This is a genomic window from Zestomonas ipomoeae, from assembly GCF_057128665.1.
This window is the reverse complement of sequence record NZ_JBSKHQ010000004.1, coordinates 108,321-134,922: the sequence shown is the minus strand read 5'-3', so window position 1 is coordinate 134,922 and position 26,602 is coordinate 108,321. Positions and strand designations below refer to the sequence as shown.

At 62.4% G+C, this 26,602-nt stretch carries 26 protein-coding genes; 22 read left to right on the top strand and 4 right to left on the bottom strand.

The features are described from left to right. The first annotated feature begins 41 nt into the window (after positions 1-41). Positions 42-578 (top strand): D-glycero-beta-D-manno-heptose 1,7-bisphosphate 7-phosphatase, encoded by a 537-nt coding sequence (gene gmhB, locus ACWKV7_RS07685; protein WP_483857072.1) that lies wholly within the window; start codon positions 42-44, stop codon positions 576-578. A gap of 2 nt (positions 579-580) precedes the next feature. Continuing rightward, positions 581-1,354, top strand: coding sequence for a lysophospholipid acyltransferase family protein (locus ACWKV7_RS07680; RefSeq protein ID WP_483857071.1), 774 nt, complete (start codon positions 581-583; stop codon positions 1,352-1,354). Positions 1,355-1,569: 215 nt separating this feature from the next. Here ACWKV7_RS07680 and gyrB read toward each other — a convergent pair whose 3' ends face one another. Genes gyrB through dnaA form a run of 4 tightly spaced genes read right to left on the bottom strand, consistent with a single transcriptional unit; the run spans position 1,570 to position 7,726 of the window. Then, a complete protein-coding gene (gene gyrB, locus ACWKV7_RS07675; RefSeq protein ID WP_483857070.1) occupies positions 1,570-3,987 on the bottom strand; it encodes a DNA topoisomerase (ATP-hydrolyzing) subunit B in 2,418 nt (805 codons plus the stop codon). 3 nt (positions 3,988-3,990) lie between these two features. After that, positions 3,991-5,088, bottom strand: a complete 1,098-nt coding sequence (recF, locus tag ACWKV7_RS07670; protein ID WP_483857069.1) for a DNA replication/repair protein RecF — start codon at positions 5,086-5,088, stop codon at positions 3,991-3,993. An 8-nt stretch (positions 5,089-5,096) separates the two neighbouring features. Then, positions 5,097-6,200 carry a DNA polymerase III subunit beta gene (dnaN, locus tag ACWKV7_RS07665; protein WP_483857068.1) on the bottom strand — a complete coding sequence of 368 codons (1,104 nt, stop codon included), beginning with the start codon at positions 6,198-6,200 and terminating at the stop codon, positions 5,097-5,099. Positions 6,201-6,229: 29 nt separating this feature from the next. Continuing rightward, positions 6,230-7,726, bottom strand: a complete 1,497-nt coding sequence (gene dnaA, locus ACWKV7_RS07660) for a chromosomal replication initiator protein DnaA (protein WP_487249200.1) — start codon at positions 7,724-7,726, stop codon at positions 6,230-6,232. A gap of 518 nt (positions 7,727-8,244) precedes the next feature. On the opposite strand from dnaA, the gene rpmH reads away from it, so the two are divergent. From rpmH to ACWKV7_RS07560, 20 genes are all read left to right on the top strand, one after another. Continuing rightward, positions 8,245-8,379 carry a 50S ribosomal protein L34 gene (rpmH, locus tag ACWKV7_RS07655; RefSeq protein ID WP_003246698.1) on the top strand — a complete coding sequence of 45 codons (135 nt, stop codon included), beginning with the start codon at positions 8,245-8,247 and terminating at the stop codon, positions 8,377-8,379. A 13-nt stretch (positions 8,380-8,392) separates the two neighbouring features. Continuing rightward, on the top strand, positions 8,393-8,797 hold the full coding sequence (rnpA, locus tag ACWKV7_RS07650) for a ribonuclease P protein component (RefSeq protein ID WP_483857066.1): 405 nt from the start codon (positions 8,393-8,395) through the stop codon (positions 8,795-8,797). Further along, complete coding sequence (gene yidD, locus ACWKV7_RS07645) at positions 8,790-9,035, top strand: membrane protein insertion efficiency factor YidD (protein ID WP_483857065.1); 246 nt, start codon at positions 8,790-8,792, stop codon at positions 9,033-9,035. The genes rnpA and yidD overlap by 8 nt, the downstream gene beginning before the upstream one ends. A 2-nt stretch (positions 9,036-9,037) precedes the next feature. Further along, positions 9,038-10,747 carry a membrane protein insertase YidC gene (yidC, locus tag ACWKV7_RS07640; RefSeq protein WP_483857064.1) on the top strand — a complete coding sequence of 570 codons (1,710 nt, stop codon included), beginning with the start codon at positions 9,038-9,040 and terminating at the stop codon, positions 10,745-10,747. Positions 10,748-10,828: 81 nt separating this feature from the next. Next, a complete protein-coding gene (gene mnmE / locus ACWKV7_RS07635; RefSeq protein ID WP_483857063.1) occupies positions 10,829-12,196 on the top strand; it encodes a tRNA uridine-5-carboxymethylaminomethyl(34) synthesis GTPase MnmE in 1,368 nt (455 codons plus the stop codon). A gap of 517 nt (positions 12,197-12,713) precedes the next feature. Next, on the top strand, positions 12,714-14,606 hold the full coding sequence (gene mnmG / locus ACWKV7_RS07630) for a tRNA uridine-5-carboxymethylaminomethyl(34) synthesis enzyme MnmG (RefSeq protein WP_483857062.1): 1,893 nt from the start codon (positions 12,714-12,716) through the stop codon (positions 14,604-14,606). Further along, positions 14,606-15,253 carry a 16S rRNA (guanine(527)-N(7))-methyltransferase RsmG gene (rsmG, locus tag ACWKV7_RS07625; RefSeq protein WP_483857061.1) on the top strand — a complete coding sequence of 216 codons (648 nt, stop codon included), beginning with the start codon at positions 14,606-14,608 and terminating at the stop codon, positions 15,251-15,253. Before mnmG ends, rsmG begins: the two co-directional genes overlap by 1 nt. Before the next feature lie 11 nt (positions 15,254-15,264). Continuing rightward, positions 15,265-16,053, top strand: a complete 789-nt coding sequence (locus tag ACWKV7_RS07620; RefSeq protein ID WP_483857060.1) for a ParA family protein — start codon at positions 15,265-15,267, stop codon at positions 16,051-16,053. A gap of 9 nt (positions 16,054-16,062) precedes the next feature. Beyond that, complete coding sequence (locus ACWKV7_RS07615) at positions 16,063-16,935, top strand: ParB/RepB/Spo0J family partition protein (RefSeq protein ID WP_483857059.1); 873 nt, start codon at positions 16,063-16,065, stop codon at positions 16,933-16,935. Positions 16,936-17,081: 146 nt separating this feature from the next. Beyond that, the gene (locus tag ACWKV7_RS07610) at positions 17,082-17,489 is read left to right on the top strand and encodes a F0F1 ATP synthase subunit I (RefSeq protein WP_483857058.1); all 408 of its coding nucleotides are present in this window, start codon (positions 17,082-17,084) and stop codon (positions 17,487-17,489) included. Positions 17,490-17,505: 16 nt separating this feature from the next. Beyond that, positions 17,506-18,375: a F0F1 ATP synthase subunit A gene (gene atpB, locus ACWKV7_RS07605; RefSeq protein WP_483857057.1), complete on the top strand. Its 870-nt coding sequence runs from the start codon at positions 17,506-17,508 to the stop codon at positions 18,373-18,375. A 141-nt stretch (positions 18,376-18,516) separates the two neighbouring features. Continuing rightward, the gene (gene atpE / locus ACWKV7_RS07600; RefSeq protein ID WP_090378669.1) at positions 18,517-18,771 is read left to right on the top strand and encodes a F0F1 ATP synthase subunit C; all 255 of its coding nucleotides are present in this window, start codon (positions 18,517-18,519) and stop codon (positions 18,769-18,771) included. 54 nt (positions 18,772-18,825) lie between these two features. Then, the gene (locus ACWKV7_RS07595) at positions 18,826-19,296 is read left to right on the top strand and encodes a F0F1 ATP synthase subunit B (RefSeq protein ID WP_483857056.1); all 471 of its coding nucleotides are present in this window, start codon (positions 18,826-18,828) and stop codon (positions 19,294-19,296) included. Between the two features lie 12 nt (positions 19,297-19,308). Further along, positions 19,309-19,845, top strand: coding sequence for a F0F1 ATP synthase subunit delta (locus ACWKV7_RS07590; protein ID WP_483857055.1), 537 nt, complete (start codon positions 19,309-19,311; stop codon positions 19,843-19,845). A 21-nt stretch (positions 19,846-19,866) separates the two neighbouring features. After that, complete coding sequence (gene atpA / locus ACWKV7_RS07585; protein WP_483857054.1) at positions 19,867-21,411, top strand: F0F1 ATP synthase subunit alpha; 1,545 nt, start codon at positions 19,867-19,869, stop codon at positions 21,409-21,411. A 50-nt stretch (positions 21,412-21,461) separates the two neighbouring features. Continuing rightward, on the top strand, positions 21,462-22,322 hold the full coding sequence (atpG, locus tag ACWKV7_RS07580; RefSeq protein ID WP_483857053.1) for a F0F1 ATP synthase subunit gamma: 861 nt from the start codon (positions 21,462-21,464) through the stop codon (positions 22,320-22,322). Positions 22,323-22,352: 30 nt separating this feature from the next. Continuing rightward, on the top strand, positions 22,353-23,729 hold the full coding sequence (atpD, locus tag ACWKV7_RS07575) for a F0F1 ATP synthase subunit beta (RefSeq protein WP_483857052.1): 1,377 nt from the start codon (positions 22,353-22,355) through the stop codon (positions 23,727-23,729). A gap of 39 nt (positions 23,730-23,768) precedes the next feature. Continuing rightward, on the top strand, positions 23,769-24,194 hold the full coding sequence (locus ACWKV7_RS07570) for a F0F1 ATP synthase subunit epsilon (protein WP_483857051.1): 426 nt from the start codon (positions 23,769-23,771) through the stop codon (positions 24,192-24,194). Positions 24,195-24,307: 113 nt separating this feature from the next. Next, on the top strand, positions 24,308-25,672 hold the full coding sequence (gene glmU, locus ACWKV7_RS07565) for a bifunctional UDP-N-acetylglucosamine diphosphorylase/glucosamine-1-phosphate N-acetyltransferase GlmU (RefSeq protein WP_483857050.1): 1,365 nt from the start codon (positions 24,308-24,310) through the stop codon (positions 25,670-25,672). Between the two features lie 149 nt (positions 25,673-25,821). Then, positions 25,822-26,592 (top strand): DeoR/GlpR family DNA-binding transcription regulator, encoded by a 771-nt coding sequence (locus tag ACWKV7_RS07560; RefSeq protein ID WP_483857049.1) that lies wholly within the window; start codon positions 25,822-25,824, stop codon positions 26,590-26,592. The last annotated feature ends 10 nt before the right edge of the window (positions 26,593-26,602 follow it).

Sequence of the window (26,602 nt, the reverse complement as noted above, 5' to 3'; positions counted from 1 at the left end):
CCGAGCCGCTACGGTCGGGGCCTTCCGCTTGAGGCTGTTGTATGAAATTGATCGTTCTCGACCGCGATGGGGTCATCAACCAGGACTCCGACGCCTTCGTCAAATCGGTTGCGGAATGGATTCCCATCCCAGGCTCGATTGAGGCCATCGCGCGCCTGTGCAAGGCAGGCTGGACCGTGGCGGTCGCCACCAACCAGTCCGGCATTGCCCGTGGCTTGTTCGACCTCACCGTACTCGGCGACATGCACCTGCGCATGCAACAGCTGGTGATGGAGCAGGGCGGACGCATCGACCTGATCGTGCATTGTCCCCATGGCCCCCAGGACAGCTGCGAATGCCGCAAGCCCAAGCCGGGCATGTTCCAAACCATCGCCACACACTTCGGCCTGCCCGATCTGAAGGGCGTACCGGTCGTCGGCGACAGCCACCGCGACCTGCATGCCGGCCTGATGCTGGGCGGCACTCCCTATCTGGTCAAGACCGGCAAGGGCCTGCGCACCCTGGAAGGCGTGCTGCCGCCCGGCACCCAGGTTTTCCCGGACCTGGCGGCCGTCGTCGACCATCTGCTCGAAGGATAACGATGAGCCTCACTCAGCGCCTCAAGACCGTTCTGTTCTACCTGCTGCTCGCCGGCAGTTCGCTGTTCTGGTGCGTGTTCTGCGTTCCCATCGCGCTGCTGCTGCCGTTCCGCTCGCGCTATCGGCTGGTGATCCAGACCTGGTGTCGCTTCGCCGTGTGGCTGGCCAAGGTGGTAGTCGGTCTGCGCTACGAGATCCAAGGCCAGGAGAACGTGCCCGAGCGGCCCTGCGTGATCCTTGCCAAGCACCAGAGCACCTGGGAGACGTTCTTCCTCTCGGCACATTTCGAGCCGCTCAGCCAGGTGCTCAAGCGCGAGCTGCTGTTCGTGCCGTTCTTCGGCTGGGCCATGGCCCTGTTGCGGCCGATCGCCATCGACCGTGGCAATCCCAAGGCGGCGCTCAAGCAGTTGGCCAAGCAGGGTCATGAACGCCTGGAGCAGGGCGTCTGGGTGCTGGTATTTCCCGAGGGTACCCGGGTACCGGTGGGGCAGATCGGCAAGTTCTCCCGAGGCGGAGCCGCCCTGGCGGTCAACGCCGGGCTGCCGGTACTGCCCATCGCCCACAACGCCGGCATGTTCTGGCCAAAGCAGGGCTGGGCCAAGTTCCCTGGCACCATCCAGGTCGTCATCGGACCGCCGATGGCCGCCGAAGGTAGCGGCCCACGTGCCATCGCCGAGCTCAACGACCGTGCCTTCGCCTGGGTCGAGCAGGCACAGAAGGAAATCGGCGCCCTGCCGGCCACCGCCATGCCCGTGGAAACCGGCAGCGCCGTCTAGCCTGTGGATAAGCTGTGGGATAAATGCCGGCGCATGGCCGGCTTTATTCTTTAACTGCTTGATCGATATGACTATTTATTCGATGCTCCGCGTTCGCTGAAAGGTGCATAAGTTTCCCGGCGCTCGCCACAGCCCTTTCTAAACAGCAAAAAACCCGGCACCGGCCGGGTTTTCTGTTTCAACGGTTGGCTGATGCCACCGTCGCGCAGTTGTCCCTAGAAGTCCAGGTTGGATACCGCCAGCGCGTTGCTTTCGATGAAGTCGCGGCGGGGTTCCACTGCATCGCCCATCAGCGTGTTGAAGATCTGGTCGGCGGCGATGGCATCCTCGATGGTGACCTTGAGCATGCGCCGCACGTTCGGGTCCATCGTGGTTTCCCACAGCTGGTCCGGATTCATTTCGCCGAGTCCTTTGTAGCGCTGGATGCTGTGGCGCTTGGTGCTCTCGCTCATCAGCCAGTCCAGGGATTCCTTGAAGGTGCTGACCGATTTCTTGCGCTCACCGCGCTGCACGTAGGCCCCTTCCTCCAGCAGGTTGTTCAGCTGCTGGCCAAGGCTGGTCACGGTCTTGTAGTCGTTGCTGGCGAAGAAGTCGCGGTTGAAGGTGATGTAGCTGGACAGACCATGGGACATGATTTCCACCTCGGGCAGCCACAGGTGACGCTCGCGATCCTCGCGCAGGTTGGCGACATAGGTCTGGCCGGACTTCTCGGAGTTCTTCAGGCGCGCCTTGAGCAGCTCCAGCCAACTCTGCATCTGGCCCTGGTCGGCCAGCTGTTCCGGGCTGACCCGCGGCAGGTAGACGAAGTGTTCGGTGATATCCTGCGGATACAGGCGCGACAGGCGTCCGAGCGTCTTCATCACGCCGCGGTACTGGTTGACCAACTTCTCCAGCGACTCGCCGGACAGGCCGGGCGCGCTCTCGTTGACGTGCAGGCTGGCGCCTTCGAGGGCCGACTGGGTCATGTACTCGTCCATGGCCTCGTCGTCCTTGATGTACTGCTCCTGCTTGCCACGCTTGACCTTGTACAACGGCGGCTGGGCGATATAGATATAGCCGCGCTCGATCAACTCCGGCAGTTGGCGGAAGAAGAAGGTCAGCAGCAGCGTGCGGATGTGCGAACCGTCAACGTCGGCATCGGTCATGATGATGATGTTGTGGTAGCGCAGCTTGTCGATGTTGTATTCCTCGCGGCCGATACCGCAGCCGAGGGCGGTGATCAGCGTGCCGACTTCCTGGGAGGAAAGCATCTTGTCGAAGCGAGCCTTCTCGACGTTGAGGATCTTGCCCTTGAGCGGCAGGATGGCCTGGGTCTTGCGGTTACGGCCCTGCTTGGCGGAGCCGCCCGCGGAGTCACCCTCCACGATGTAGAGTTCGGACAGCGCCGGGTCTTTTTCCTGGCAGTCGGCCAGCTTGCCGGGCAGGCCGGCGATATCCAGCGCCCCCTTGCGTCGGGTCATCTCGCGGGCCTTGCGCGCGGCTTCGCGGGCACGGGCGGCGTCGATCATCTTGCCGACCACGGCCTTGGCCTCGTTGGGATTCTCCAGCAGGAAATCGGCGAAGTGCTTGCCCATCTCCTGCTCGACGGCAGTCTTCACTTCGGAGGAAACCAGCTTGTCCTTGGTCTGCGAGCTGAACTTCGGGTCCGGGACCTTGACCGAAATGATCGCGGTCAGGCCTTCCCGGGCATCATCGCCAGTGGTGGCGACCTTGAACTTCTTCGCCAGTCCTTCCTGCTCGATGTAGGTGTTCAGGTTGCGTGTCAGTGCCGAGCGGAAGCCGGCGAGGTGGGTGCCGCCATCGCGCTGGGGAATGTTGTTGGTGAAGCAGAGCAGGTGCTCGTTGAAGCTGTCGTTCCATTGCAGGGCGACTTCCACGGCGATGCCGTCATCGCGCTGAACGTTGAAGTGAAACACCTGGTTGACCGCGGTCTTGTTGGTGTTCAGGTACTCGACGAACGCCTTAAGTCCGCCTTCGTATTTGAACAGCTCTTCCTTGCCGCTGCGCTCGTCCTTCAAGACGATGCCGACACCGGAATTGAGGAAGGACAGTTCGCGCAGGCGTTTGGCCAGGATATCCCAGCTGAAGTGGATGTTGCTGAAGGTCTCGGCCGACGCCTTGAAGTGCACCTCGGTACCGGTGCTGTCGGTCTCGCCCACCGGACGCAGCGGAAACTGCGGAACGCCATGGTGGTAGATCTGCTCCCAGACCTTGCCTTCGCGGCGAATGGTCAGGCGCAGCTCTTCGGACAGCGCGTTGACCACCGAAACGCCTACGCCATGCAGGCCGCCGGAAACCTTGTAGGAGTTGTCGTCGAACTTACCGCCGGCGTGCAGCACGGTCATGATCACTTCGGCGGCGGAGACCCCTTCTTCCTTATGGGTGTCCACCGGGATGCCCCGACCGTTGTCACGCACGGTGATGGACTCGTCCGGATGCACAGTGATGCTGATTTCACTGCAGTAACCTGCCAGGGCTTCGTCGATGGAGTTGTCGACCACCTCGAACACCATGTGGTGCAGACCGGTGCCATCGTCGGTATCGCCGATGTACATGCCAGGGCGCTTGCGTACGGCATCCAGGCCCTTCAATACCTTGATATTGGAGGAGTCGTACGTTTTGTTCTCGCTCATGCTTCACTCCCGATGGTCTTGGGTGATCTGACCGTGTTCCACGTGGAACATGGCGACTGGCGTATCCGTATGCCAGCCTTCTCTCAACAATTCTTTATCCACGCAGGTGATGAACACCTGGCAATTCAAATCTTCCAACAATCTGCAAAGCGCCCGACGATGCTGCTCATCGAGTTCGGAGGGCAGGTCGTCCACCAGATAGATGCACTGCCCCCGCTTTGCCTTATCAACGAGATGCCCCTGGGCGATGCGCAGCGCACAAACCACCAGCTTTTGCTGGCCGCGGGATAGGATATCCACCGCATTATGCGAGCCCAGTCGCAACCGCAGGTCGGCTCGTTGAGGGCCTGCCTGGGTATGGCCAAGCTGTTGATCCCGCGGTAGGCTGGCGGCCAGCACCTCGCTGAGCGCCCGCTCCTTGTCCCAGCCCCGGTAGTAACTGAGCGTCAGCCCCTCCAGTTCGAGCAGTTCGCTGAGGGTGCGCTCGAAGACCGGTTTCAGCGCCTGGATGTAGGCACGTCGGTAGCCGTCGATCTCCTCGCTCGCCAGGCACAGCTCACGGTCCCAGGCCGCCTGGGAAAGACCGTCTAGTGTACCATGCCGCAGCCATGAGTTTCGCTGCCGCAGGGCCTTCTGCAGCCGCTGCCAGGCGGGAAGAAATCGCTGTTCCACGTGGAACACTCCCCAGTCGAGAAACTGCCGCCGAATCTTCGGTGCGCCTTCGAGCAAGCGAAAGCTATCCGGGTTGATCAACTGCAGCGGCAACGTATCTGCCAGCTGAGCCGCGCTCCGGGCGTTCTGCCCATCGATGCGAATCTGAAAATCGCCTTGCCGCTCGCGGGAAACCCCAAGGTTGCTCTGTCCACCATCGGCCATACGCACTTGGCCGAACACCGTGCAGGCCCCCTGCTCGTGCTGGATGACAGGTTGCAGGCGCAGACTGCGAAAGGAGCGCGCCAGCCCCAGGAGATGGATGGCTTCGAGCAGGCTGGTTTTCCCGCTGCCGTTGGCGCCGTAGAGAATATTGATGCGAGGGGAGGGAGAGAGAGTCACCGGGTGCAGGTTGCGCACCGCGGTGACCGTAACGCGGCTGAGGGACATTGAAGGGCTTACAGCCTCATGGGCATCACGACGTAGGAGGAATCGTCGTTGTCGGCTTCCTGCAGCAATGCGCTGCTATTGGCATCGGAGAGGATCAGGCGAATCTGGTCGCTGGTCATGACGCCCAGCACATCCAGCAGATAGCTGACGTTGAATCCGATCTCCAGGTTGCCGCCCTCATAGTCGACCGCCACTTCTTCCTCGGCTTCTTCCTGCTCGGGGTTGTTAGCCTGGATCTTCAGCAGGCCGGACGCCAACTGCAGACGAATACCGCGATACTTCTCGTTGGACAGAATCGCCGTGCGGCTGAACGCTTCGCGCAGCCCTTGGCGATCGCCCACCACCAGCTTGTCGCCACCCCGCGGCAGCACGCGCTCGTAGTCCGGGAATTTTCCGTCCACCAGCTTGGACGTGAAGGTGAACTCGCCAGTGGTCGCGCGAATGTGATGCTGGCCGAGCACGATGCTGACCGTCCCGTCCTGCTCGGTCAGCAGGCGAGCCAGCTCGAGAATGCCTTTGCGCGGCACGATGACCTGGTGCCGATCGGCCTGCTCGATATTCGCCTCCAGGGAGCACATCGCCAGGCGGTGGCCGTCGGTAGCGACCGCGCGCAGCACACCGGCGCTGACTTCCAGCAGCATGCCGTTCAGGTAGTAGCGCACGTCCTGCTGGGCCATGGCGAAACTGGTGCGCTCGATCAGCCGGCGCAGCTTGCTCTGCACCAGGCTGAAGGTGAGCGAACCGGTGCCTTCCTCGACGGTGGGAAAGTCATTGGCGGGCAGGGTGGAAAGGGTGAAGCGGCTGCGGCCAGCCTTGATCAGCAGCTTCTGCTCGTCGACGCGAATGTCGATCAGCGCATCGCTCGGCAGGCTCTTGCAGATATCCATCAGCTTGCGCGCCGGCACGGTGATCTCGCCGGACTCGGCGGATTCTTCAAGTGCGACGCGACCGACCAGTTCGACCTCCAGGTCGGTACCGGTCAGCGACAGCTGCTGGCCTTCGACCACCAGCAGGACGTTGGAGAGCACCGGCAAGGTCTGGCGGCGTTCCACGACGCCGGCGACCAGTTGCAGGGGTTTCAACAAGGCTTCGCGTTGAATGGTGAAATGCATGGTCTCGTCCCTTGCCTCGTGGAGCTGCGTCAGGTGGTCAGGGTTCGCAGCAGATTCTTGTAGTCCTCGCGGATGTCCGCGTCGGATTCCCTCAATTCCGCAATCTTACGACAGGCGTGCAAGACTGTGGTGTGATCACGCCCGCCGAAGGCATCGCCGATTTCCGGAAGGCTGTGGTTGGTCAATTCCTTGGACAGCGCCATGGCTACCTGACGCGGCCGGGCCACCGAGCGCGAACGGCGTTTGGAGAGCAGATCGGAGATCTTGATCTTGTAATACTCGGCGACCGTGCGCTGGATATTGTCGACGCTTACCAGCTTGTCCTGCAAAGCCAGCAGGTCCTTCAGCGATTCGCGAATCAGCTCGATGGTGATATCCCGTCCCATGAAGTGGGCGTGCGCAATCACTCGCTTCAGCGCGCCTTCCAGCTCGCGAACGTTGGAGCGAATGCGCTGGGCGATGAAGAAGGCGGCGTCATGGGGCAGATCGACCTTGGCCTGGTCGGCCTTCTTCATCAGGATCGCAACGCGGGTCTCCAGCTCAGGCGGTTCCACCGCCACCGTCAGGCCCCAGCCAAAACGGGACTTGAGACGCTCTTCCAGGCCATCGATTTCCTTCGGATAGCGGTCGCTGGTGAGAATCACCTGCTGGCCACCTTCCAACAGGGCGTTGAAGGTATGGAAGAACTCCTCCTGGGAGCGCTCCTTCTTGGCGAAGAACTGGATATCGTCGATCAGCAGCGCATCCACCGAGCGATAGAAGCGCTTGAACTCGTTGATCGCGTTGAGCTGCAACGCCTTGACCATGTCGGCGACGAAGCGCTCGGAATGCAGGTAGACCACCTTGGCGTTGGGGTTCTTCTTCAGCAGGTGGTTGCCCACCGCGTGCATCAGGTGGGTCTTGCCCAGGCCCACACCGCCATAGAGGAACAACGGGTTGTAGCCATGCTTGGGGTTGTCCGCCACTTGCCAGGCTGCCGCGCGGGCCAACTGGTTGGACTTGCCCTCGACAAAGTTCTCGAAGGTGAACGTGCGATTGAGGTAGCTGGTGTGCTTGAGCGCGCCCTCGACCTGCACCGAGCGTTCGCTGCGGGCCGGCATCGGCGCAACCACGGCGGCCGGCTGCACGCTGGCAGTGGACGCACTGGCTACCATGCCGTCATGCACAGCGGCAATCGCCGGACGCGAACTTTCCACCGGAGCCCGGGCCGGCTCGCTGCGCGGCGTGGCATAGGCGCCGGATGTGTTGGCTGCCGCACGCGGCGCCGCGGCACTGCGTCGACTGCCAATCAGCAGGGAAAGCGCAGGTGCCAAGCCGTTACCGCGCTCATCCAGCAATTCCAGCAGGCGGGTCATGTATTTTTCGTTGACCCAGTCGAGCACGAATCGATTCGGCGCATAGACGCGCAGCTCATCACCTTCGGCTTCCACCTGTAGCGGGCGAATCCAGGTATTGAATTGCTGGGCAGGCAGCTCATCGCGCAGAAGCTCCACGCACTGCTGCCAAAGTTCCACAGACACAGGCATCCCCTAAGTGTGAAAAGGCGCCAAGGCCAGAAAACAAGCCGCCATTGTAGCCGTCGCCCCCGAAGTTATCCACACATGCGTTGCCTCATGGCTAAGTAAAATCAAGGTGTTATCGATTTTCCACAGTGTTCGTGGGCCTGCCGAAAATCTGTGGATAACACCCCGTGAGCCCTTGGTATAAGCGTAGGGAAAAGCATGGGGATATCCGCACTGTGGATAACACCCGAAGTTGTCCTCAGCTTCTCCCCGCCCGCCACACAGTCGGCGCACCGGTTCCTGACAGGCTTTTCCTCTGCTGCAGGCCACGGAACGAAAGGTCTGCATCGAGTTTTCCACAGATGGGCCAAGCCCTAAACGTATTAAGAGATTCAGAAAAGCTTTAAATAATTCCTTCTCTCTATTCTTTATAAGCGAGAAGCCTGGTTGGAAATTGACCTGAGCCGCCGGTTTCTCTAGAATCGCCGGTCTCTTTAAACGGGGGCCACTCCCGGCCCGTAGTGACCACCAGGTAACGCATCATGAAACGCACTTTCCAACCCAGCACCATCAAGCGCGCTCGTACCCACGGTTTCCGTGCTCGCATGGCCACCAAGAACGGCCGTGCTGTCCTGTCGCGTCGTCGCGCCAAGGGCCGCAAGCGCCTGACCGTCTGATCAGCCGGAACGGGTGGTGAGTCGAGGCTTCGGTCGGGAAAAACGTCTACTGACACCCCGACAATTCAAGGCAGTCTTCGACTCCCCCAGCGGCAAGGTTCCGGGCAAGAACGTCCTGCTCCTTGCGCGTGAAAACGAGCTCGATCACCCCCGCTTGGGCCTCGTGATCGGCAAGAAGAGCGTCAAGCTCTCCGTTGAACGCAATCGCCTCAAGCGCCAGATCCGCAATTCGTTTCGCCTGAACCAGGACACCCTGGCCGGCTGGGACATCGTGGTGGTGGCGCGCAAAGGCCTGGGCGATCTGGAGAATGCCGAGCTGGCAGAGCAGTTCGGCAAACTCTGGAAACGCCTCGCACGCAATCGGCCTCGGCCGCAAGCCCGCACCGACTCAGGGGTGGCCGACAGCTCCCATGCGTAAACTGGCCCTCGCCTCGATCCAGTTCTACCGCTACGCCATCAGCCCGCTGATGGCCAGCCACTGTCGCTTCTATCCCAGCTGCTCCTGCTACGCGCATGAAGCCATTTCCAACCATGGCTTGCTGCGCGGCGGCTGGCTGAGCCTCCGCCGGCTCGGTCGTTGCCATCCGTGGAACCCCGGCGGCTACGACCCGGTTCCACCCGTCTCTTCTTCCCGATCCTCTTCGATGGCCGAGTAATCATGGATATCCAACGTTCGATCCTGATCGTCGCCCTGGCAGTCGTGTCCTACCTGATGGTTCTCCAGTGGAACCAGGACTACGGTCAAGCCGCCCTGCCGGAGCAGACTTCTGTAGTCAACGGTACCGCTGCGACCCTGCCGGACACCGCCAGCCCCACCGCGGCCAGCGACGATGTGCCCAGCGCCACCGATGAAACCGTCGCCGAGCCCAGCAGCCAGCCCGTGGCCGCGGCCAGCGAACAGCTGATCCGGGTCGAGACCGATGTGCTGAACCTGGCCATCGATCCGCGCGGCGGCGACATCGTGCAGCTCACCCTGCCCAAGTACCCGCGTCGCCAGGATCGTCCGGACGTGCCGTTCCAGCTGTTCGACAACGGCGGCGAGCGCCTTTACCAAGCGCAGAGCGGCCTGATCGGCAGCAATGGGCCGGACGCACAGGCCAGCGGTCGCCCCCTCTATGCCAGCGCCCAGCAGCAATACGAACTGCAGGAAGGCCAGGACAAGCTGGTCGTTGACCTGACGTACGCCCAGGACAACGTCCGCTACACCAAACGCTTCACCCTGACCCGTGGCGACTACGACATGCAGGTCAGCTATCTCATCGACAATCAGAGCAACCAGCCCTGGACCGGCGCCATGTATGCGCAGCTCAAGCGCGACAACAGCGCTGATCCGTCCTCCAGCACCGCCACCGGCACGGCCACCTACCTGGGTGCCGCCGTCTGGACCCCTGACGAGCCCTATAAAAAGATCTCGATCAAGGACATGGACAAACAGGAGGAAAAGCGCCGTGAAGGAAACCCGGAAGCCTGGTTCAAGGAGCGCGTGACCGGCGGCTGGGTGGCTTGGCTGCAGCACTACTTCGTCACCGCCTGGGTGGCCGACAAGGGCCAGACCAACGTCATCCAGACCCGCAAGGACTCCAAGGGCAACTACATCGTCGGCTTCGTCGGCTCCAACCTCACCGTGCCCGCCGGTGCCGAAGGCGAAACCTCGGCCACCCTGTACGCCGGCCCGAAGATCCAGGGCCACCTGAAGGAGCTTTCCCCCGGACTCGAGCTGACCGTCGACTACGGCGTGCTCTGGTTCCTCGCCCAGCCCATCTTCTGGCTGTTGCAGCACATCCATGCGCTGCTGGGCAACTGGGGCTGGTCGATCATCGTCCTGACCATCCTGATCAAGCTGGCGTTCTTCCCGCTGTCCGCTGCCAGCTACAAGTCGATGGCGCGGATGCGCGCGGTTTCGCCGAAACTTCAGGCGCTGAAGGAACAGTACGGCGACGATCGCCAGAAGATGTCCCAGGCGATGATGGAGCTGTACAAGAAGGAAAAGATCAACCCGCTCGGTGGCTGCCTGCCGATCCTGGTACAGATGCCGGTGTTCCTGTCGCTGTACTGGGTACTGCTGGAAAGCGTGGAGATGCGCCAGGCGCCATGGATGTTCTGGATCACCGACCTGTCGATCAAGGACCCGTTCTTCATCCTGCCGATCATCATGGGTGCCACCATGTTCATCCAGCAGCAGCTCAACCCGACTCCGCCGGATCCCATGCAGGCGAAGGTGATGAAGATGATGCCGGTGATCTTCACCTTCTTCTTCCTCTGGTTCCCCGCCGGCCTGGTACTGTACTGGGTGGTCAACAACTGCTTGTCCATCGCCCAGCAGTGGTACATTACCCGCAAGATCGAGGCCGCGAGCAAGGCAACCTGACGCCCCACCTCGCCACGCTCGAACAAGACGCCCCCTCGTGGGGCGTCTTGCTATCCGCCGTTTGACCGAGAGAGCGCCGCCATGAATGCAGCCCAGGACACCATCGCAGCCGTCGCCACCGCCCAGGGCCGGGGCGGCGTGGGCATCGTCAGGGTTTCCGGGCCACTGGCGCGGAGGATTGCTCAGCACATCGCCGGCCGCGAGCTGACGCCGCGCCATGCTCACTACGGGCCGTTCACCGATAGCCATGGGCAGGTTCTAGACGAAGGCCTGGCGCTTTACTTTCCAGGCCCTCACTCGTTCACGGGCGAAGATGTCCTGGAGCTGCAAGGACACGGCGGGCCGGTGGTGCTCGACTTGCTGCTGCGCCGCTGCCTGGAACTGGGTGCCCGGCAGGCCAGGCCAGGCGAATTCAGTGAACGCGCCTTCCTCAACGACAAGCTCGACCTGGCTCAGGCCGAGGCCATCGCCGACCTGATCGAAGCCAGTTCGGAGCAAGCGGCGCGCAATGCGCTGCGCTCGCTGCAGGGCGAGTTCTCGCGGCGCGTGCACGGCCTTACCGAAAAGCTGATCGAACTGCGCATCTACGTCGAGGCCGCCATCGACTTTCCTGAGGAGGAAATCGACTTCCTCGCCGATGGTCATGTGTTGCGCCTGCTCGATGGCGTCCGCGACAACTTATCCACAGTGCTGCGCGAGGCCGGCCAGGGCGCCCTGCTGCGCGAGGGCATGACGGTGGTCATTGCCGGTCGACCGAACGCCGGCAAATCCAGCCTGCTCAACGCCCTGGCCGGGCGGGAAGCGGCAATCGTCACGGATATCGCCGGAACCACCCGCGACGTGCTGCGCGAACATATCCACATCGACGGCATGCCCCTGCACGTGGTGGACACCGCGGGGCTGCGGGCCACCTTGGACCAAGTCGAACGGATCGGCGTCGAGCGTGCCCTCAAGGCCATCGGCGAAGCAGACCGCATCCTGCTGGTAGTGGACGCCAGCGCAGCGGAAGCAAGCGACCCGTTCGCTCTTTGGCCGGAGTTCCTCGACGTTCGTCCCGACCCTTCCCGGGTCACCTTGATCCGCAACAAGGCGGACTTGACCCACGAGGCCATAGCCCTAGAGCGCAGCGCAGACGGTCACGTGACCATCAGCCTGTCGGCCAGGTCCAGCGAGGGGCTCGACTTGCTGCGTGAACACCTCAAGGCGTGCATGGGCTACGAACAGACTGCCGAGAGCGGTTTCAGTGCACGTCGGCGCCACCTGGAGGCGCTACGCCGGGCTTCGGGCCATCTGGAGCACGGCCGCGCCCAGCTGACCCTGGCCGGCGCCGGTGAGCTACTGGCCGAGGACCTGCGCCAGGCACAGCAGTGCCTGGGCGAAATCACCGGCGCGTTCAGCTCCGATGACCTGCTCGGGCGCATCTTCTCCAGTTTCTGCATCGGCAAGTAGACCGTCCACGCCGGTCAGACGCGACTTGCGCTCGCCAGCGTAGCCCCTGGAGAGGCATTTTCGAGTCGCCTGAACTCTGTGGAAAACCCGCCCTGAAGTCTGCATATAACCCCGTGGCAAAGCGGGGGAAAAATCCCCCTGTGCATAACGGCAACCTTTATCCACAGTCGACGACCAGCTTTCCCAGCGGAACCGCCCAGGAACGACACAGGCTTATCCTTTCCTCCAGACAGCGGCAGACAGGGCCTACAGATACTTATCCACAGAAAGGCTTGGCTCTATACATAAACATAAAGAATAAGCTTTATAAAAATTCTCTCTTTCTATTCTTTATAAGTTCACCGGACGTCATCGCCGGCAAGGGACCCAGGCATTGACGGGTGAGGAATAGCCGCATCGCGGCACGACTGGCTATTTTTTGTGCAAAAGACTTCATTCACCCCGCCGATGTCCCTATACTTGCCGCCTTCCCGATTTTCCAGACAAGCCTTCCTCTGACAGGCCCCCGAGGTGCGTGGTGGATTTCCCTTCCCGTTTTGATGTGATCGTGATCGGCGGCGGCCATGCCGGCACCGAAGCTGCCCTGGCAGCCGCGCGCATGGGCGTGAAGACCCTGCTGCTGACCCATAACGTGGAAACCCTCGGCCAGATGAGCTGCAACCCGGCCATCGGCGGCATCGGCAAGAGCCACCTGGTCAAGGAAATCGACGCCCTCGGCGGCGCCATGGCCATCGCCACCGACAAGGGCGGCATCCAGTTTCGTGTGCTGAACAGCCGCAAGGGCCCGGCGGTGCGCGCCACTCGCGCCCAGGCCGACCGCGTGCTGTACAAGGCTGCGATTCGCGAAATCCTGGAAAACCAGCCGAACCTGTGGATATTCCAGCAGGCGGCCGACGACCTGATTGTGGAAAACGATGAAGTGAAGGGCGTCGTGACCCAGATGGGGCTGCGTTTCTTCGCCCAATCGGTGGTGCTGACGACGGGCACCTTCCTCGGCGGACTTATCCACATCGGTCTGCAGAACTACTCCGGCGGGCGCGCTGGCGATCCGCCCTCGATCGCGCTGGCTCAGCGCCTGCGCGAGCTGCCGTTGCGTGTCGGGCGGCTGAAGACAGGCACCCCGCCACGCATCGACGGCCGCACGGTGGATTTCTCGGCGATGACCGAGCAGCCCGGCGACACCCCGATCCCGGTGATGTCCTTCCTCGGCTCCAGGGAACAACACCCCAGCCAGGTTAGCTGCTGGATTACCCACACCAACTCGCGCACCCACGAGATCATCGCCGCCAACCTCGATCGTTCGCCGATGTACTCCGGCGTCATCGAGGGCGTCGGCCCGCGCTACTGCCCGTCGATCGAGGACAAGATCCATCGCTTCGCCGACAAGGACAGCCATCAGGTGTTCCTCGAGCCTGAGGGCCTGACCACCCACGAGCTCTATCCCAACGGCATCTCCACCTCGCTGCCATTCGACGTGCAGCTGCAGATCGTGCAGAGCATCCGCGGCATGGAAAACGCCCATATCGTGCGCCCGGGCTACGCCATCGAATACGACTACTTCGACCCGCGCGACCTCAAGTACAGCCTGGAAACCAAGGTCATCGGCGGGCTGTTCTTCGCCGGCCAGATCAACGGTACCACCGGCTACGAGGAGGCCGGCGCCCAGGGGCTGTTGGCTGGCGCCAACGCCGCGCTGCGCGCCCAGGGCAAGGACAGCTGGTGCCCGCGCCGCGACGAGGCCTATATCGGCGTGCTGGTGGACGACCTGATCACCCTCGGCACCCAGGAGCCGTACCGCATGTTCACCTCGCGCGCCGAGTACCGGCTGATCCTGCGCGAGGACAACGCCGACCTGCGCCTGACCGAGAAGGGCCGCGAACTGGGCCTGGTGGACGATCGCCGTTGGGCCGCGTTCTGCGCCAAGCGCGACGGCATCGAGCGCGAGGAGCAGCGCCTGAAGAGCACCTGGGTGCGGCCCGGCACTCTCCAGGGGGATGCGATCGCCGAACGCTTCGGCACGCCGCTGACCCATGAATACAACCTGCTCAACCTGCTCAGCCGCCCGGAAATCGACTACGTCGCACTGGCCGAGATTACCGGCGGCGGCGCCGAGGATCCGCAGGTGGCCGAGCAAGTCGAGATCAAGACCAAGTACGCCGGCTATATCGAACGGCAGCAGGACGAGATTGCCCGCCTGCGGGCCAGCGAAAATACCCGCTTGCCGGAAGACCTGGACTACGCCGCCATCTCCGGACTGTCCAAGGAGATCCAGCACAAGCTCGGCCAGGCCCGTCCGGAAACGCTCGGCCAGGCCTCGCGCATTCCCGGCGTCACACCGGCGGCGATCTCCCTGCTGCTGATCCACCTGAAGAAACGCGGCGCCGGCCGCCAGCTGGAGCAGAGCGCCTGATGACCCAGGTCACCGATCGTCATGCCGACGAACTCGCCCGCGGCGCCCAGCAGCTTGGCATCCCGCTCGATAGCCGCCAGCAGGGGCAATTGCTCGCCTATCTGGCGTTGCTGATCAAGTGGAACAAGGCCTACAACCTCACGGCCGTACGCGACCCGGACGAAATGGTCTCGCGCCATCTGCTCGACAGCCTGAGTGTGCTGCCTTACGTCGCCGAAGGTGGCGAGACCTGGCTCGACGTGGGCAGCGGCGGCGGCATGCCCGGCGTACCGCTGGCGATCTTGTTTCCCGAGCGGCAGTTCACCCTGCTCGACTCCAACGGCAAGAAGACCCGCTTCCTGACCCAGGTGAAGCTCGAGCTGAAGCTGGCCAATCTTGAGGTTATCCACAGCCGGGTCGAAGCCTACGCGCCCGAACGCCCCTTCACTGGCATCTGCTCCCGGGCGTTCAGCTCGCTGGAGGATTTCGCCAGCTGGACGCGCCACCTGGGCGACGGCGAGACTCGCTGGCTGGCTATGAAGGGCGTGCACCCCGACGACGAGCTGCAAGCGCTGCCGGCGGACTTCCGCCTGCAAAGCTGCCATCTGCTCAAGGTTCCCGGTTGCCAAGGCCAGCGCCATCTGTTGATACTGCGACGCTCGGTCTAGGGGGACACAGCATGGCCAAGGTATTCGCAATCGCCAACCAGAAAGGCGGGGTGGGCAAGACCACCACCTGCATCAACCTGGCCGCTTCGCTGGTCGCCACCCGGCGGCGGGTGCTGATGATCGACCTCGATCCCCAGGGCAACGCCACCATGGGCAGCGGCATCGACAAGCAGGCCCTGGATCATTCCATCTACGACGTGCTGATCGGCGAGTGCAACCTGGCCGAGGCCATGCAGTTCTCCGAGCACGGCGGCTACCAGCTGTTGCCGGCCAACCGCGACCTCACCGCCGCGGAAGTCGCCCTGCTCGACATGCCGGCCAAGGAAAATCGCCTGCGCGAGGCCTTGGCGCCGATCCGCGAGAACTATGACTACGTGCTGATCGACTGCCCGCCGTCGCTGTCGATGTTGACCGTCAACGCCCTGGTCGCCGCCGATGGCGTGATCATCCCCATGCAGTGCGAGTACTACGCCCTGGAGGGATTGTCCGACCTGGTCAACAGCATCCAGCGCATCGCCCAGCGGCTCAATCCGTCGCTGCGCATCGAAGGTCTGCTGCGCACCATGTACGACCCGCGCATCAGCCTGACCAACGATGTCTCCGCGCAGCTCAAGGAACACTTCGGCGACAAGCTCTACGACGCCGTCATCCCGCGCAATGTGCGCCTCGCCGAGGCGCCCAGCTTCGGCATGCCGGCGCTGGTCTACGACAAGCAATCCCGTGGTGCCATCGCCTACCTGGCGCTGGCCGGCGAACTGGTTCGCCGCCAGCGTGCCCACGGTAAAACCGTTACCGCCTAAGGAATCCGCATGGCCGTCAAGAAACGTGGTCTGGGACGAGGCCTGGACGCCCTGCTCGGGGGCGCCAGTGTCACTGTTCTGGAACAGGAAGCCGTACAGGCCGATACCCGCGAGTTGCAACACCTGCCGCTGGATCTGATCCAGCGCGGCAAATACCAGCCGCGTCGCGACATGGACCCGGGTGCGTTGGAGGAACTGGCGCAATCGATCAAGGCCCAGGGCGTGATGCAACCCATCGTGGTGCGCCCCATCGGCGCCGGGCGCTACGAGATCATCGCCGGCGAGCGGCGCTGGCGCGCGAGCCAGCAGGCCGGGCTGGACAGAATCCCGGCCATGGTCCGCGAAGTGCCGGACGAAGCCGCCATTGCCATGGCACTGATCGAGAACATCCAGCGCGAAGACCTCAATCCGGTCGAGGAAGCCGTAGCTCTGCAGCGCCTGCAGCAGGAATTCCAGTTGACCCAGCAACAGGTCGCCGAAGCCGTGGGCAAGTCGCGCGCCACCATTGCCAATCTGCTGCGGCTGATTGCCCTGCCGGAGGAGATCAAAATCCTGCTCTCCCACGGCGACCTGGAAATGGGCCATGCCCGCGCGCTGCTCGGCCTGCCCGCGGAGCAGCAGGTGGAAGGGGCGCGACATGTTGTCGCACGCGGCCTCACCGTGCGCCAAACCGAGGCACTGGTCCGTCAGTGGCTGAACAGCAAGGAACGGCCCGTGGAAAAGGCCAAGGCCGATCCTGACATCGCCCGCCTGGAACAGCGTCTGGCCGAACGGCTGGGCTCGCCGGTGCAGATCAAGCACGGGCAGAAGGGCAAGGGCCAACTGGTGATCCGCTACAACTCACTAGACGAGTTGCAGGGTGTGCTGGCCCACATTCGCTGAAACATTTCGCGTTGTAGCGGGTAGTCGGAAATCACTACCCGGCAGTTGAACCCTGGGGGAACCCCCCCTATACTCTGCGCGCATTTTGTCGGCATAAAATATGCCAAGTTGTTGATTTCAACGCCGACATTCAAGGAACAGCTGCGATGGATCCCCGCATGCAAAACCGCCTGCCCTTCCATCGTCTACCGGTATTTCCGGTCTTGCTGGCCCAATGCGTTGTACTAGTGTTAGCCGCTGTCGTTCTGTTTGCGTGGCGCGGCACGGTTTCAGGTTATTCGGGTTTGTGCGGGGGGCTTATCGTCTGGCTGCCCAATCTGTATTTCGCCCACAAGGCGTTCCGTTTCAGTGGAGCGCGGGCGGCGCAGAACATCGTCCGGTCCTTTTATGCCGGCGAAGCGGGAAAACTGATTCTGACGGCAGTGCTCTTCGCACTGGTGTTCGCAGGCGTGAAGCCACTGGAACCGCTGGCGTTGTTCGGCGTGTTCCTGCTGACCCAGATGGTCAGCTGGTTCGCTCCCCTGCTGCTGAGAAGAAGACTTTCGAGACCTTAGAGCGTTTGAGGGATATATGGCAGAACAAACCGCTTCGGGCTATATCCAGCACCACCTGCAGAACCTGACTTTCGGGAAGCTGCCGAATGGTGACTGGGGCTTCGCCCACACCGCAGAACAAGCCAAAGAAATGGGCTTCTGGGCATTCCATGTGGATACCCTGGGCTGGTCCGTGGTTCTCGGCCTGGTGTTCATCCTGCTGTTCCGCATGGCTGCCAAGAAGGCCACTTCCGGCCAGCCGGGCGCCCTGCAGAACTTCGTCGAAGTCATGGTCGAGTTCGTCGACGGCAGCGTGAAGGACACCTTCCACGGCCGCAACAACCTGATTGCCCCGCTGGCCCTGACCATCTTCGTCTGGATCTTCCTGATGAACCTGATGGACCTGGTACCGGTGGACTTCCTGCCGATGCTGGCCGCGACTATCACCGGGGATAGTCATCTGCCGTTCCGCGTGGTTCCGACCACCGACCCGAACGCCACCTTGGGCATGGCCCTGTCGGTGTTCGCCCTGATCATCTTCTACAGCATCAAGGTCAAGGGCATCGGCGGCTTCCTCGGCGAGCTGACCCTGCACCCGTTCAGCAGCAAGAACATCGTCATGCAGGCGCTGCTGGTACCGGTCAACTTCCTGCTCGAGTTCGTCACCCTGATCGCCAAGCCGGTTTCCCTGGCCCTGCGTCTGTTCGGCAACATGTATGCCGGCGAACTGATCTTCATCCTGATTGCCGTGATGTTTGGCAGCGGCATGCTGCTGCTCAGCGGGCTGGGCGTTGCGCTGAACTGGGCGTGGGCGGTGTTCCACATTCTGATCATCACCCTGCAGGCGTTCATCTTCATGATGTTGACCATCGTCTACCTGTCGATGGCGCACGAAGACAATCACTAACGGCACTGAGCGCTCCCGTCGCTGTTCCAGCAGGGAGCGCAGTGTTATCAGTGAGGGCCCGCAAGGGCTGGCTGGAAACGATTTCGCTTTACCGCTTCAACCTAAAAACCTAACCAATACGACATTAAGTCGGGAGGAAAAATGGAAACTGTAGTTGGTCTGACCGCTATCGCCGTTGCACTGCTGATTGGCCTGGGTGCCCTGGGTACCGCCATTGGTTTCGGTCTGCTGGGCGGCAAGTTCCTGGAAGGCGCTGCGCGTCAGCCGGAAATGGTTCCGATGCTGCAAGTGAAAATGTTCATCGTCGCCGGTCTGCTCGACGCCGTGACCATGATCGGTGTGGGTATCGCCCTGTTCTTCACCTTCGCTAACCCGTTCCTGGCCCAAGTTCAGTAACTCTCAAGTTTTTCTTGAGGTTGTGGACGGACAACGAACGAGCGAGGTGTTGGCGTGAACATTAATGCAACCCTGATTGGCCAGGCAGTTGCGTTCTTCATTTTCGTGCTGTTCTGCATGAAGTTCGTGTGGCCTCCGGTCATCACGGCTCTGCGCGAACGCCAGAAGAAGATCGCTGACGGCCTGGACGCTGCCAATCGCGCGGCTCGTGACCTGGAGCTGGCTCAAGACAAAGTGAGCCAGCAACTGCGCGAGGCGAAAGCCCAGGCAGCCGAAATCATCGAGCAAGCGAAGAAGCGCGCGAACCAGATCGTCGACGAGGCCCGTGATCAGGCCCGTAGCGAAGCGGATCGCGTCAAGGCGCAGGCTCAGGCAGAGATCGAACAGGAACTCAACAGCGTCAAGGACGCCCTGCGTGCCCAACTGGGTGCCCTGGCCGTCGGCGGCGCCGAGAAGATCCTGGGTGCCACAATCGATCAAAACGCGCACGCGGAGCTGGTTAACAAACTGGCCGCCGAAATCTAAGCGAGGGCGATCATGGCAGAACTGACCACGCTGGCCCGACCTTACGCCAAGGCTGCTTTCGAGTACGCCCAGGCCCATCAGCAGCTGGCCGCTTGGTCGGCCATGCTCGGCCTGGCTGCAGCGGTGTCGCAGGACGACACCCTGCAGCGCGTACTCAAGGCCCCGCGTCTGACGAGTGCACAGAAGGCCGCCACCTTTGTCGAGGTGTGCGGCGACAAGTTCGACGCCCAGGCACAGAATTTCATCCATGTTCTCGCCGAGAACGAACGTCTCCTGCTGTTGCCGGAGATCGCCGAACTGTTCGAGCTGTACAAGGCCGAGCAGGAAAAGTCGGTGGACGTGGAAGTGACCAGTGCCTTCGCATTGAGCGCAGAACAGCAAGACAAACTCGCCAAGGTTCTCAGCGCACGGCTCAGCCGGGAAGTGCGTCTGCACGCCGCGGAGGACGCCAGCCTTATCGGTGGTGTCGTCATCCGCGCCGGCGACCTGGTTATCGATGGCTCGGTTCGCGGCAAGCTCGCGAAACTGGCCGAAGCGTTGAAATCTTGAGTTTGAAGGGGCAGCAGAGCAATGCAGCAACTCAATCCTTCCGAAATTAGTGAAATCATCAAGGGACGTATCGAGAAACTCGACGTCTCTTCCCAAGCCCGTAACGAAGGCACCATCGTTTCCGTCTCCGACGGCATCGTGCGCATCTACGGCCTGGCCGATGTGATGTACGGCGAGATGATCGAATTCCCGGGCGGCGTCTACGGTATGGCGCTGAACCTGGAACAAGACTCCGTCGGTGCCGTGGTCCTGGGTAGCTACCTGACCCTGGCCGAAGGCATGAGCGCCAAGTGCACCGGGCGCATCCTCGAGGTTCCGGTCGGTCCGGAACTGCTGGGTCGCGTGGTCGATGCCCTGGGCAACCCGATCGATGGCAAGGGTCCGATCAACGCCACCGCTACCGACGCCGTCGAGAAAGTGGCTCCGGGCGTGATCTGGCGTAAGTCGGTCGACCAGCCGGTACAGACCGGCTACAAGTCGGTGGACGCCATGATCCCGGTCGGCCGTGGCCAGCGCGAGCTGATCATCGGTGACCGTCAGATCGGTAAGACCGCCCTGGCTGTCGACGCCATCATCAACCAGAAGAACAGCGGCATCCGCTGCGTCTACGTAGCCATCGGTCAGAAGCAATCGACCATCGCCAACGTGGTGCGCAAGCTGGAAGAGAACGGCGCGCTGGCCAACACCATCGTGGTGGCCGCCTCCGCCTCCGAATCCGCTGCGCTGCAGTTCCTGGCTCCGTACGCCGGCTGCACCATGGGCGAATACTTCCGCGATCGCGGCGAAGATGCACTGATCGTCTATGACGATCTGTCCAAGCAAGCCGTGGCCTACCGCCAGATCTCCCTGCTGCTGCGCCGCCCGCCGGGCCGCGAAGCCTACCCGGGCGACGTGTTCTATCTCCACAGCCGTCTGCTGGAGCGCGCTTCCCGCGTATCCGAAGAGTACGTCGAGAAGTTCACCAATGGCGCCGTGACCGGCAAGACCGGCTCGCTGACCGCGCTGCCGATCATCGAAACCCAGGCGGGCGACGTTTCCGCGTTCGTTCCGACCAACGTGATCTCCATCACTGACGGTCAGATCTTCCTGGAATCGGCCATGTTCAACGCAGGCATCCGTCCGGCCGTCAACGCCGGTATCTCGGTATCCCGCGTCGGTGGCGCCGCGCAGACCAAGATCATCAAGAAGCTGTCCGGTGGCATCCGTACCGCCCTGGCCCAGTACCGTGAACTGGCGGCCTTCGCCCAGTTCGCCTCGGACCTGGACGAAGCGACTCGCAAGCAGCTCGAGCATGGTCAGCGCGTTACCGAACTGATGAAGCAGAAGCAGTACGCGCCGATGTCCATCGCCGAGATGGCCCTGTCGCTGTACGCCGCCGAGCGTGGTTTCTTGACCGACGTCGAACTGGCCAAGATCGGCAGCTTCGAAGCGGCGCTGGTTGCCTACTTCAACCGTGATCATGCCGACCTGATGGCGAAGATCAACGAGAAGGGTGACTTCAACGACGATATCGACGCAGGCATCAAGGCCGGCATCGAGAAGTTCAAGGCCACCCAAACCTGGTAAGCCGCAGCGGGGGCTTCGCGGCCCCCGCCTGCTAACCCGAAAGGTGTGAAATGGCAGGCGCAAAAGAGATTCGCAGCAAGATTGCGAGCATCAAAAGCACGCAGAAGATCACCAGCGCCATGGAAAAGGTCGCGGTCAGCAAGATGCGCAAGGCACAAATGCGCATGGCTGCCAGCCGTCCTTACGCCGAGCGCATCCGTCAGGTGATCGGTCATCTGGCCAACGCCAACCCGGAATACCGCCACCCGTTCATGGTCGAGCGCGACGTCAAGCGCGTCGGCTATATCGTGGTGAGTTCGGACCGTGGCCTGTGCGGCGGCTTGAATACCAACCTGTTCAAGGCTCTGGTCAAGGACATGGCGGGTTACCGTGGGCAAGGCGTAGAGGTCGACCTCTGCGTGATCGGCAGCAAGGGTGCGGCGTTCTTCCGCAACTTCGGCGGCAACGTCGTCGCTGCCATCAGTCACCTGGGCGAAGAGCCATCGATCAACGATCTGATCGGCAGCGTCAAGGTGATGCTCGATGCCTATATGGATGGCCGTATCGATCGCCTGTACGTGGTCTCCAACAAGTTCGTCAACACCATGACCCAGAAGCCGACCGTGGAACAGATGGTTCCGCTGGTGGCCGACGAAAGTCAGGAACTGCAACACCACTGGGACTACCTCTACGAACCCGACGCCAAGCAGCTGCTGGACGGCCTGATGGTGCGTTACGTGGAATCGCAGGTTTACCAGGCGGTGGTCGAGAACAACGCTGCTGAACAAGCGGCGCGGATGATCGCGATGAAGAACGCTACCGACAACGCCGGCGAGCTGATCAGTGATTTGCAGCTGATCTACAACAAGGCGCGTCAGGCTGCGATCACCCAGGAAATCTCGGAAATCGTCGGCGGCGCTGCCGCGGTTTAAGAACGGTTCAAATATTCAGAGGAACCAAACATGAGTAGCGGACGTATCGTTCAAATCATCGGCGCCGTTATCGACGTGGAATTTCCGCGCGATCAGGTGCCGAACGTCTATGACGCGCTGAAAGTCGTCGGCGCGGAAACCACCCTGGAAGTCCAGCAGCAGCTGGGCGACGGCATCGTCCGTTCCATCGCCATGGGTTCGACCGAGGGCCTCAAGCGTGGTCTGAACGTCGACAACACCGGCGCCGCCATTTCCGTGCCGGTCGGCAAAGCGACCCTCGGCCGGATCATGGACGTGCTGGGCAACCCGATCGACGAAGCCGGTCCCATCGGTGAAGAAGAGCGCTGGGGCATCCACCGCCCGGCGCCTTCCTACGCGGACCAGGCTGGCGGCAACGAGCTGCTGGAAACCGGCATCAAGGTAATCGACCTGGTGTGCCCGTTCGCCAAGGGCGGCAAGGTCGGCCTGTTCGGCGGCGCCGGCGTCGGCAAGACCGTGAACATGATGGAGCTGATCCGTAACATCGCCATCGAGCACAGCGGTTATTCCGTGTTCGCCGGTGTGGGTGAGCGTACCCGTGAGGGCAACGACTTCTACCACGAGATGAAGGACTCCAACGTTCTCGACAAAGTGGCCCTGGTCTACGGCCAGATGAACGAGCCGCCGGGCAACCGTCTGCGCGTGGCGCTGACCGGCCTGACCATGGCCGAGAAGTTCCGTGACGAAGGCCGCGACGTTCTGCTGTTCGTCGACAACATCTACCGCTATACCCTCGCCGGTACCGAAGTGTCCGCGCTGCTGGGTCGTATGCCGTCCGCTGTGGGTTACCAGCCGACCCTGGCCGAGGAAATGGGCGTTCTGCAGGAGCGCATCACCTCCACCAAGACCGGTTCGATCACCTCCATCCAGGCCGTATACGTGCCGGCGGATGACTTGACCGACCCGAGCCCGGCGACCACCTTCGCCCACCTGGACGCCACCGTGGTTCTGTCCCGCGACATCGCTTCCCTGGGTATCTACCCGGCGGTCGATCCGCTCGACTCCACCTCGCGCCAGCTGGACCCGAACGTGATCGGCCAGGAGCACTACGAGACCGCTCGCGGCGTGCAGTACGTGCTGCAGCGCTACAAGGAGTTGAAGGACATCATCGCGATCCTCGGCATGGACGAACTGTCCGAAGCCGACAAGCAGCTGGTATCCCGTGCTCGTAAGATCCAGCGCTTCCTGTCGCAGCCGTTCTTCGTGGCCGAGGTCTTCACCGGTTCGCCGGGCAAGTACGTCTCCCTGAAGGACACCATCGCGGGCTTCAAGGGCATCCTCAACGGCGACTATGATCACCTGCCGGAGCAGGCGTTCTACATGGTCGGCGGCATCGAAGAAGCCATCGAGAAAGCCAAGAAGCTGTAATCGGTGCGCCCGGCAACGGGCGCTCACGTGAGGTTAGATATGGCTATGACAGTCCATTGCGATATCGTCAGCGCGGAAGGAGAAATCTTCTCCGGTCTGGTCGAGATGGTGGTCGCGCACGGCAACCTGGGTGATCTTGGTATCGCCCCGGGTCACGCGCCGTTGATCACCGATCTGAAGCCGGGCCCGATCCGTCTGATCAAGCAAGGCGGCGAAGCCGAGGTGTTTTACATCTCCGGTGGCTTCCTCGAAGTACAGCCGAGCATGGTGAAGGTGCTCGCCGATACCGTGCAGCGCGCTGCAGATATCGACGAAGCGGCCGCTCAGGAGGCCCTCAAGGCCGCCGAGAAAGCCCTGCACGAGCATGGCGCGGAGTTCGACTACGGTTCCGCCGCCGCTCACCTGGCCGAGGTCGCAGCCCAGCTGCGCACCGTCCAGCAGCTGCGCAAGAAGTTCGGCGGCTAACGGCACCGGCTTCTTCGCATGCGAGTAAAAGGGTAGCCTTGGCTACCCTTTTTCTTTTCTGCCGTTTTTATCCACAGGCGCGCATACGCCTGTGCTTGCTCAGGATCTTCAGCATGTCCCTCGATATCGTCATCCTCGCCGCCGGCCAGGGCACCCGCATGCGCTCGGCCCTGCCCAAAGTGCTGCACCCGGTCGCGGGCAAGCCCATGCTCGCTCATGTCATCGACACGGCCCGCCAGCTTTCGCCGCGCAAAATTCATGTGGTGATTGGCCATGGCGCGGAACTAGTGCGTGAGCGCCTGGCGGCGGATGACGTCGACTTCGTGCTGCAGGCCGAGCAGCTGGGTACCGGCCATGCCGTGGCCCAAGCATTGCCGCATATCGAGGCGGACAAGGTGCTGGTCCTCTATGGCGACGTGCCGCTGACCCGGGTCGAGACCCTACAGGGCCTGCTGGCTCAGGCCAGCGACGCTCAGCTCGGCCTGCTGACGGTCAACCTCGCCGACCCTACCGGCTACGGTCGCATCATTCGCGACCCTGCTGGCGTGGTGCAGGCCATCGTCGAGCACAAGGACGCCAACGAAACCCAGCGTGCCATCCGTGAAGGCAACACCGGCATCCTCGCTGTGCCGGGCAAGCGCCTTGGCGACTGGCTCGGTCGCCTGTCCAACAGCAATGCCCAGGGCGAGTACTACCTCACCGATGTGATCGCCATGGCGGTGGCCGACGGCCTGGTGGTGGCCACCGAAACCGCCCAGGACGAGATGGAAGTGCTGGGCGCCAACGACCGCATCCAGCTGGCGCAGCTGGAGCGCTATTACCAGTTGCGCGCAGCGCGCCGCCTGATGGCCCAGGGCGTGACCCTGCTCGACCCGGCTCGCTTCGACCTGCGTGGCGAGGTCACCGTCGGCCGCGATGTGCTGATCGACGTCAATGTGATCCTCGAAGGCCAGGTCGTCATCGAGGATGGCGTCGAGATCGGCCCGAACTGCGTGATCAGGAACAGCACCCTGCGCAAGGGCGCAATCGTCAAAGCCAACAGCCATCTGGAAGGTGCCGAGATGGGCGAGGGCAGCGACTGCGGCCCGTTCGCCCGCCTGCGCCCCGGCAGCGTGCTCGGCGCCAAGGCTCATGTCGGCAACTTCGTCGAACTTAAGAACGCGGTGCTGGGCGAAGGCGCCAAGGCGGGGCACCTGAGCTATCTGGGCGACGCCGAGATCGGTGCGCGGACCAACATCGGTGCCGGCACCATCACCTGCAATTACGATGGCGCCAACAAGCACCGCACGGTGATGGGCGAGGATGTGTTCATCGGTTCCAACAGTGCGTTGGTGGCGCCGGTGACCCTCGGCGATGGCGCCACCACCGGCGCCGGCTCCACCATCACTGCTGACGTGCCGGCCCGGGCCCTGGCGGTCGGACGAGCCAAGCAGCGCAATATCGAGGGCTGGAAGCGGCCGGTCAAACAGCCCAAGTGAAGGCGATCTGCGTGCAGCGACGAAAGCCGAAATGCTCGTTGGGCTTCACCCAGCAACCCAGCCTATGACCGCCCAAGCACTTCCCGCTTGACGAAAAAGCATCGTTAGGTTTTGATTCGCGCCATTATCTTTCGAATCGAAACTTATAAATGTCGAAACGCAATACCCCGCAACGTCGCCACGCCGTTCTCGCCCTGCTCGCCGAGCAGGGCGAGGTGAGTGTCGACGAGCTGGCCAGGCGGTTCGCTACGTCGGAAGTCACGGTGCGCAAGGACCTCGCCGCGCTGGAAAAGAATGGCCTGCTGCTGCGCCGCTATGGCGGCGCAGTACCAGTGCCGCAGGAGCTGATCGGCGAGAGCGCGCAACCGGTGTCCCCCTACAAGCAGGCCATCGCCCGAGCCGCCGTGGCGCTGATCCGCGAGCATGCGCGCATCATCATCGACAGCGGCAGCACCACCGCGGCGATGATCCCCGAACTCGGCCACAAGCCTGGCCTGGTGGTGATGACCAACTCGCTGAACGTTGCCAATGCCCTGCGCGATATCGAGCATGAGCCGGTGCTGCTGATGACCGGCGGTACCTGGGACCCCCATTCGGAGTCCTTCCAGGGCCAGGTGGCCGAGCAGGTGCTGCGTTCCTACGACTTCGACCAGCTCTTCATCGGCGCCGACGGCATCGACCTGACCCGCGGGACCACCACCTTCAATGAATTGCTGGGGCTGTCGAGGGTCATGGCCGAGGTGGCCCGCGAAGTCATCGTCATGGCCGAAGCCGACAAGGTGGGCCGCAAGATACCCAACCTGGAGCTGCCCTGGAGCAGCGTGCATACCCTGATCACCGACGACCGCCTGCCCCAGGCGGCCCGCGAACAACTTAGCGCCCGCGGCATCAAACTGATCTGCGCGAGCATCGACGTCTAAAGGAGAGCAA

Bases quoted from the DNA above. Each gene is read 5' to 3' on its own strand.
- ACWKV7_RS07570 (WP_483857051.1), top strand. From the start codon at position 23,769: ATGGCTATGACAGTCCATTGCGATATCGTCAGCGCGGAAGGAGAAATC.
- yidC (WP_483857064.1), top strand. From the start codon at position 9,038: ATGGATATCCAACGTTCGATCCTGATCGTCGCCCTGGCAGTCGTGTCC.
- gmhB (WP_483857072.1), top strand. From the start codon at position 42: ATGAAATTGATCGTTCTCGACCGCGATGGGGTCATCAACCAGGACTCC.
- ACWKV7_RS07620 (WP_483857060.1), top strand. From the start codon at position 15,265: ATGGCCAAGGTATTCGCAATCGCCAACCAGAAAGGCGGGGTGGGCAAG.
- atpB (WP_483857057.1), top strand. From the start codon at position 17,506: ATGGCAGAACAAACCGCTTCGGGCTATATCCAGCACCACCTGCAGAAC.
- ACWKV7_RS07615 (WP_483857059.1), top strand. From the start codon at position 16,063: ATGGCCGTCAAGAAACGTGGTCTGGGACGAGGCCTGGACGCCCTGCTC.
- ACWKV7_RS07590 (WP_483857055.1), top strand. From the start codon at position 19,309: ATGGCAGAACTGACCACGCTGGCCCGACCTTACGCCAAGGCTGCTTTC.
- gyrB (WP_483857070.1), bottom strand. From the start codon at position 3,987: ATGAGCGAGAACAAAACGTACGACTCCTCCAATATCAAGGTATTGAAG.
- dnaN (WP_483857068.1), bottom strand. From the start codon at position 6,200: ATGCATTTCACCATTCAACGCGAAGCCTTGTTGAAACCCCTGCAACTG.
- glmU (WP_483857050.1), top strand. From the start codon at position 24,308: ATGTCCCTCGATATCGTCATCCTCGCCGCCGGCCAGGGCACCCGCATG.
- recF (WP_483857069.1), bottom strand. From the start codon at position 5,088: ATGTCCCTCAGCCGCGTTACGGTCACCGCGGTGCGCAACCTGCACCCG.
- dnaA (WP_487249200.1), bottom strand. From the start codon at position 7,726: ATGCCTGTGTCTGTGGAACTTTGGCAGCAGTGCGTGGAGCTTCTGCGC.
- atpE (WP_090378669.1), top strand. From the start codon at position 18,517: ATGGAAACTGTAGTTGGTCTGACCGCTATCGCCGTTGCACTGCTGATT.
- mnmE (WP_483857063.1), top strand. From the start codon at position 10,829: ATGAATGCAGCCCAGGACACCATCGCAGCCGTCGCCACCGCCCAGGGC.
- atpD (WP_483857052.1), top strand. From the start codon at position 22,353: ATGAGTAGCGGACGTATCGTTCAAATCATCGGCGCCGTTATCGACGTG.
- ACWKV7_RS07560 (WP_483857049.1), top strand. From the start codon at position 25,822: ATGTCGAAACGCAATACCCCGCAACGTCGCCACGCCGTTCTCGCCCTG.
- rsmG (WP_483857061.1), top strand. From the start codon at position 14,606: ATGACCCAGGTCACCGATCGTCATGCCGACGAACTCGCCCGCGGCGCC.
- ACWKV7_RS07610 (WP_483857058.1), top strand. From the start codon at position 17,082: ATGGATCCCCGCATGCAAAACCGCCTGCCCTTCCATCGTCTACCGGTA.
- rpmH (WP_003246698.1), top strand. From the start codon at position 8,245: ATGAAACGCACTTTCCAACCCAGCACCATCAAGCGCGCTCGTACCCAC.
- yidD (WP_483857065.1), top strand. From the start codon at position 8,790: ATGCGTAAACTGGCCCTCGCCTCGATCCAGTTCTACCGCTACGCCATC.
- ACWKV7_RS07680 (WP_483857071.1), top strand. From the start codon at position 581: ATGAGCCTCACTCAGCGCCTCAAGACCGTTCTGTTCTACCTGCTGCTC.
- atpA (WP_483857054.1), top strand. From the start codon at position 19,867: ATGCAGCAACTCAATCCTTCCGAAATTAGTGAAATCATCAAGGGACGT.
- atpG (WP_483857053.1), top strand. From the start codon at position 21,462: ATGGCAGGCGCAAAAGAGATTCGCAGCAAGATTGCGAGCATCAAAAGC.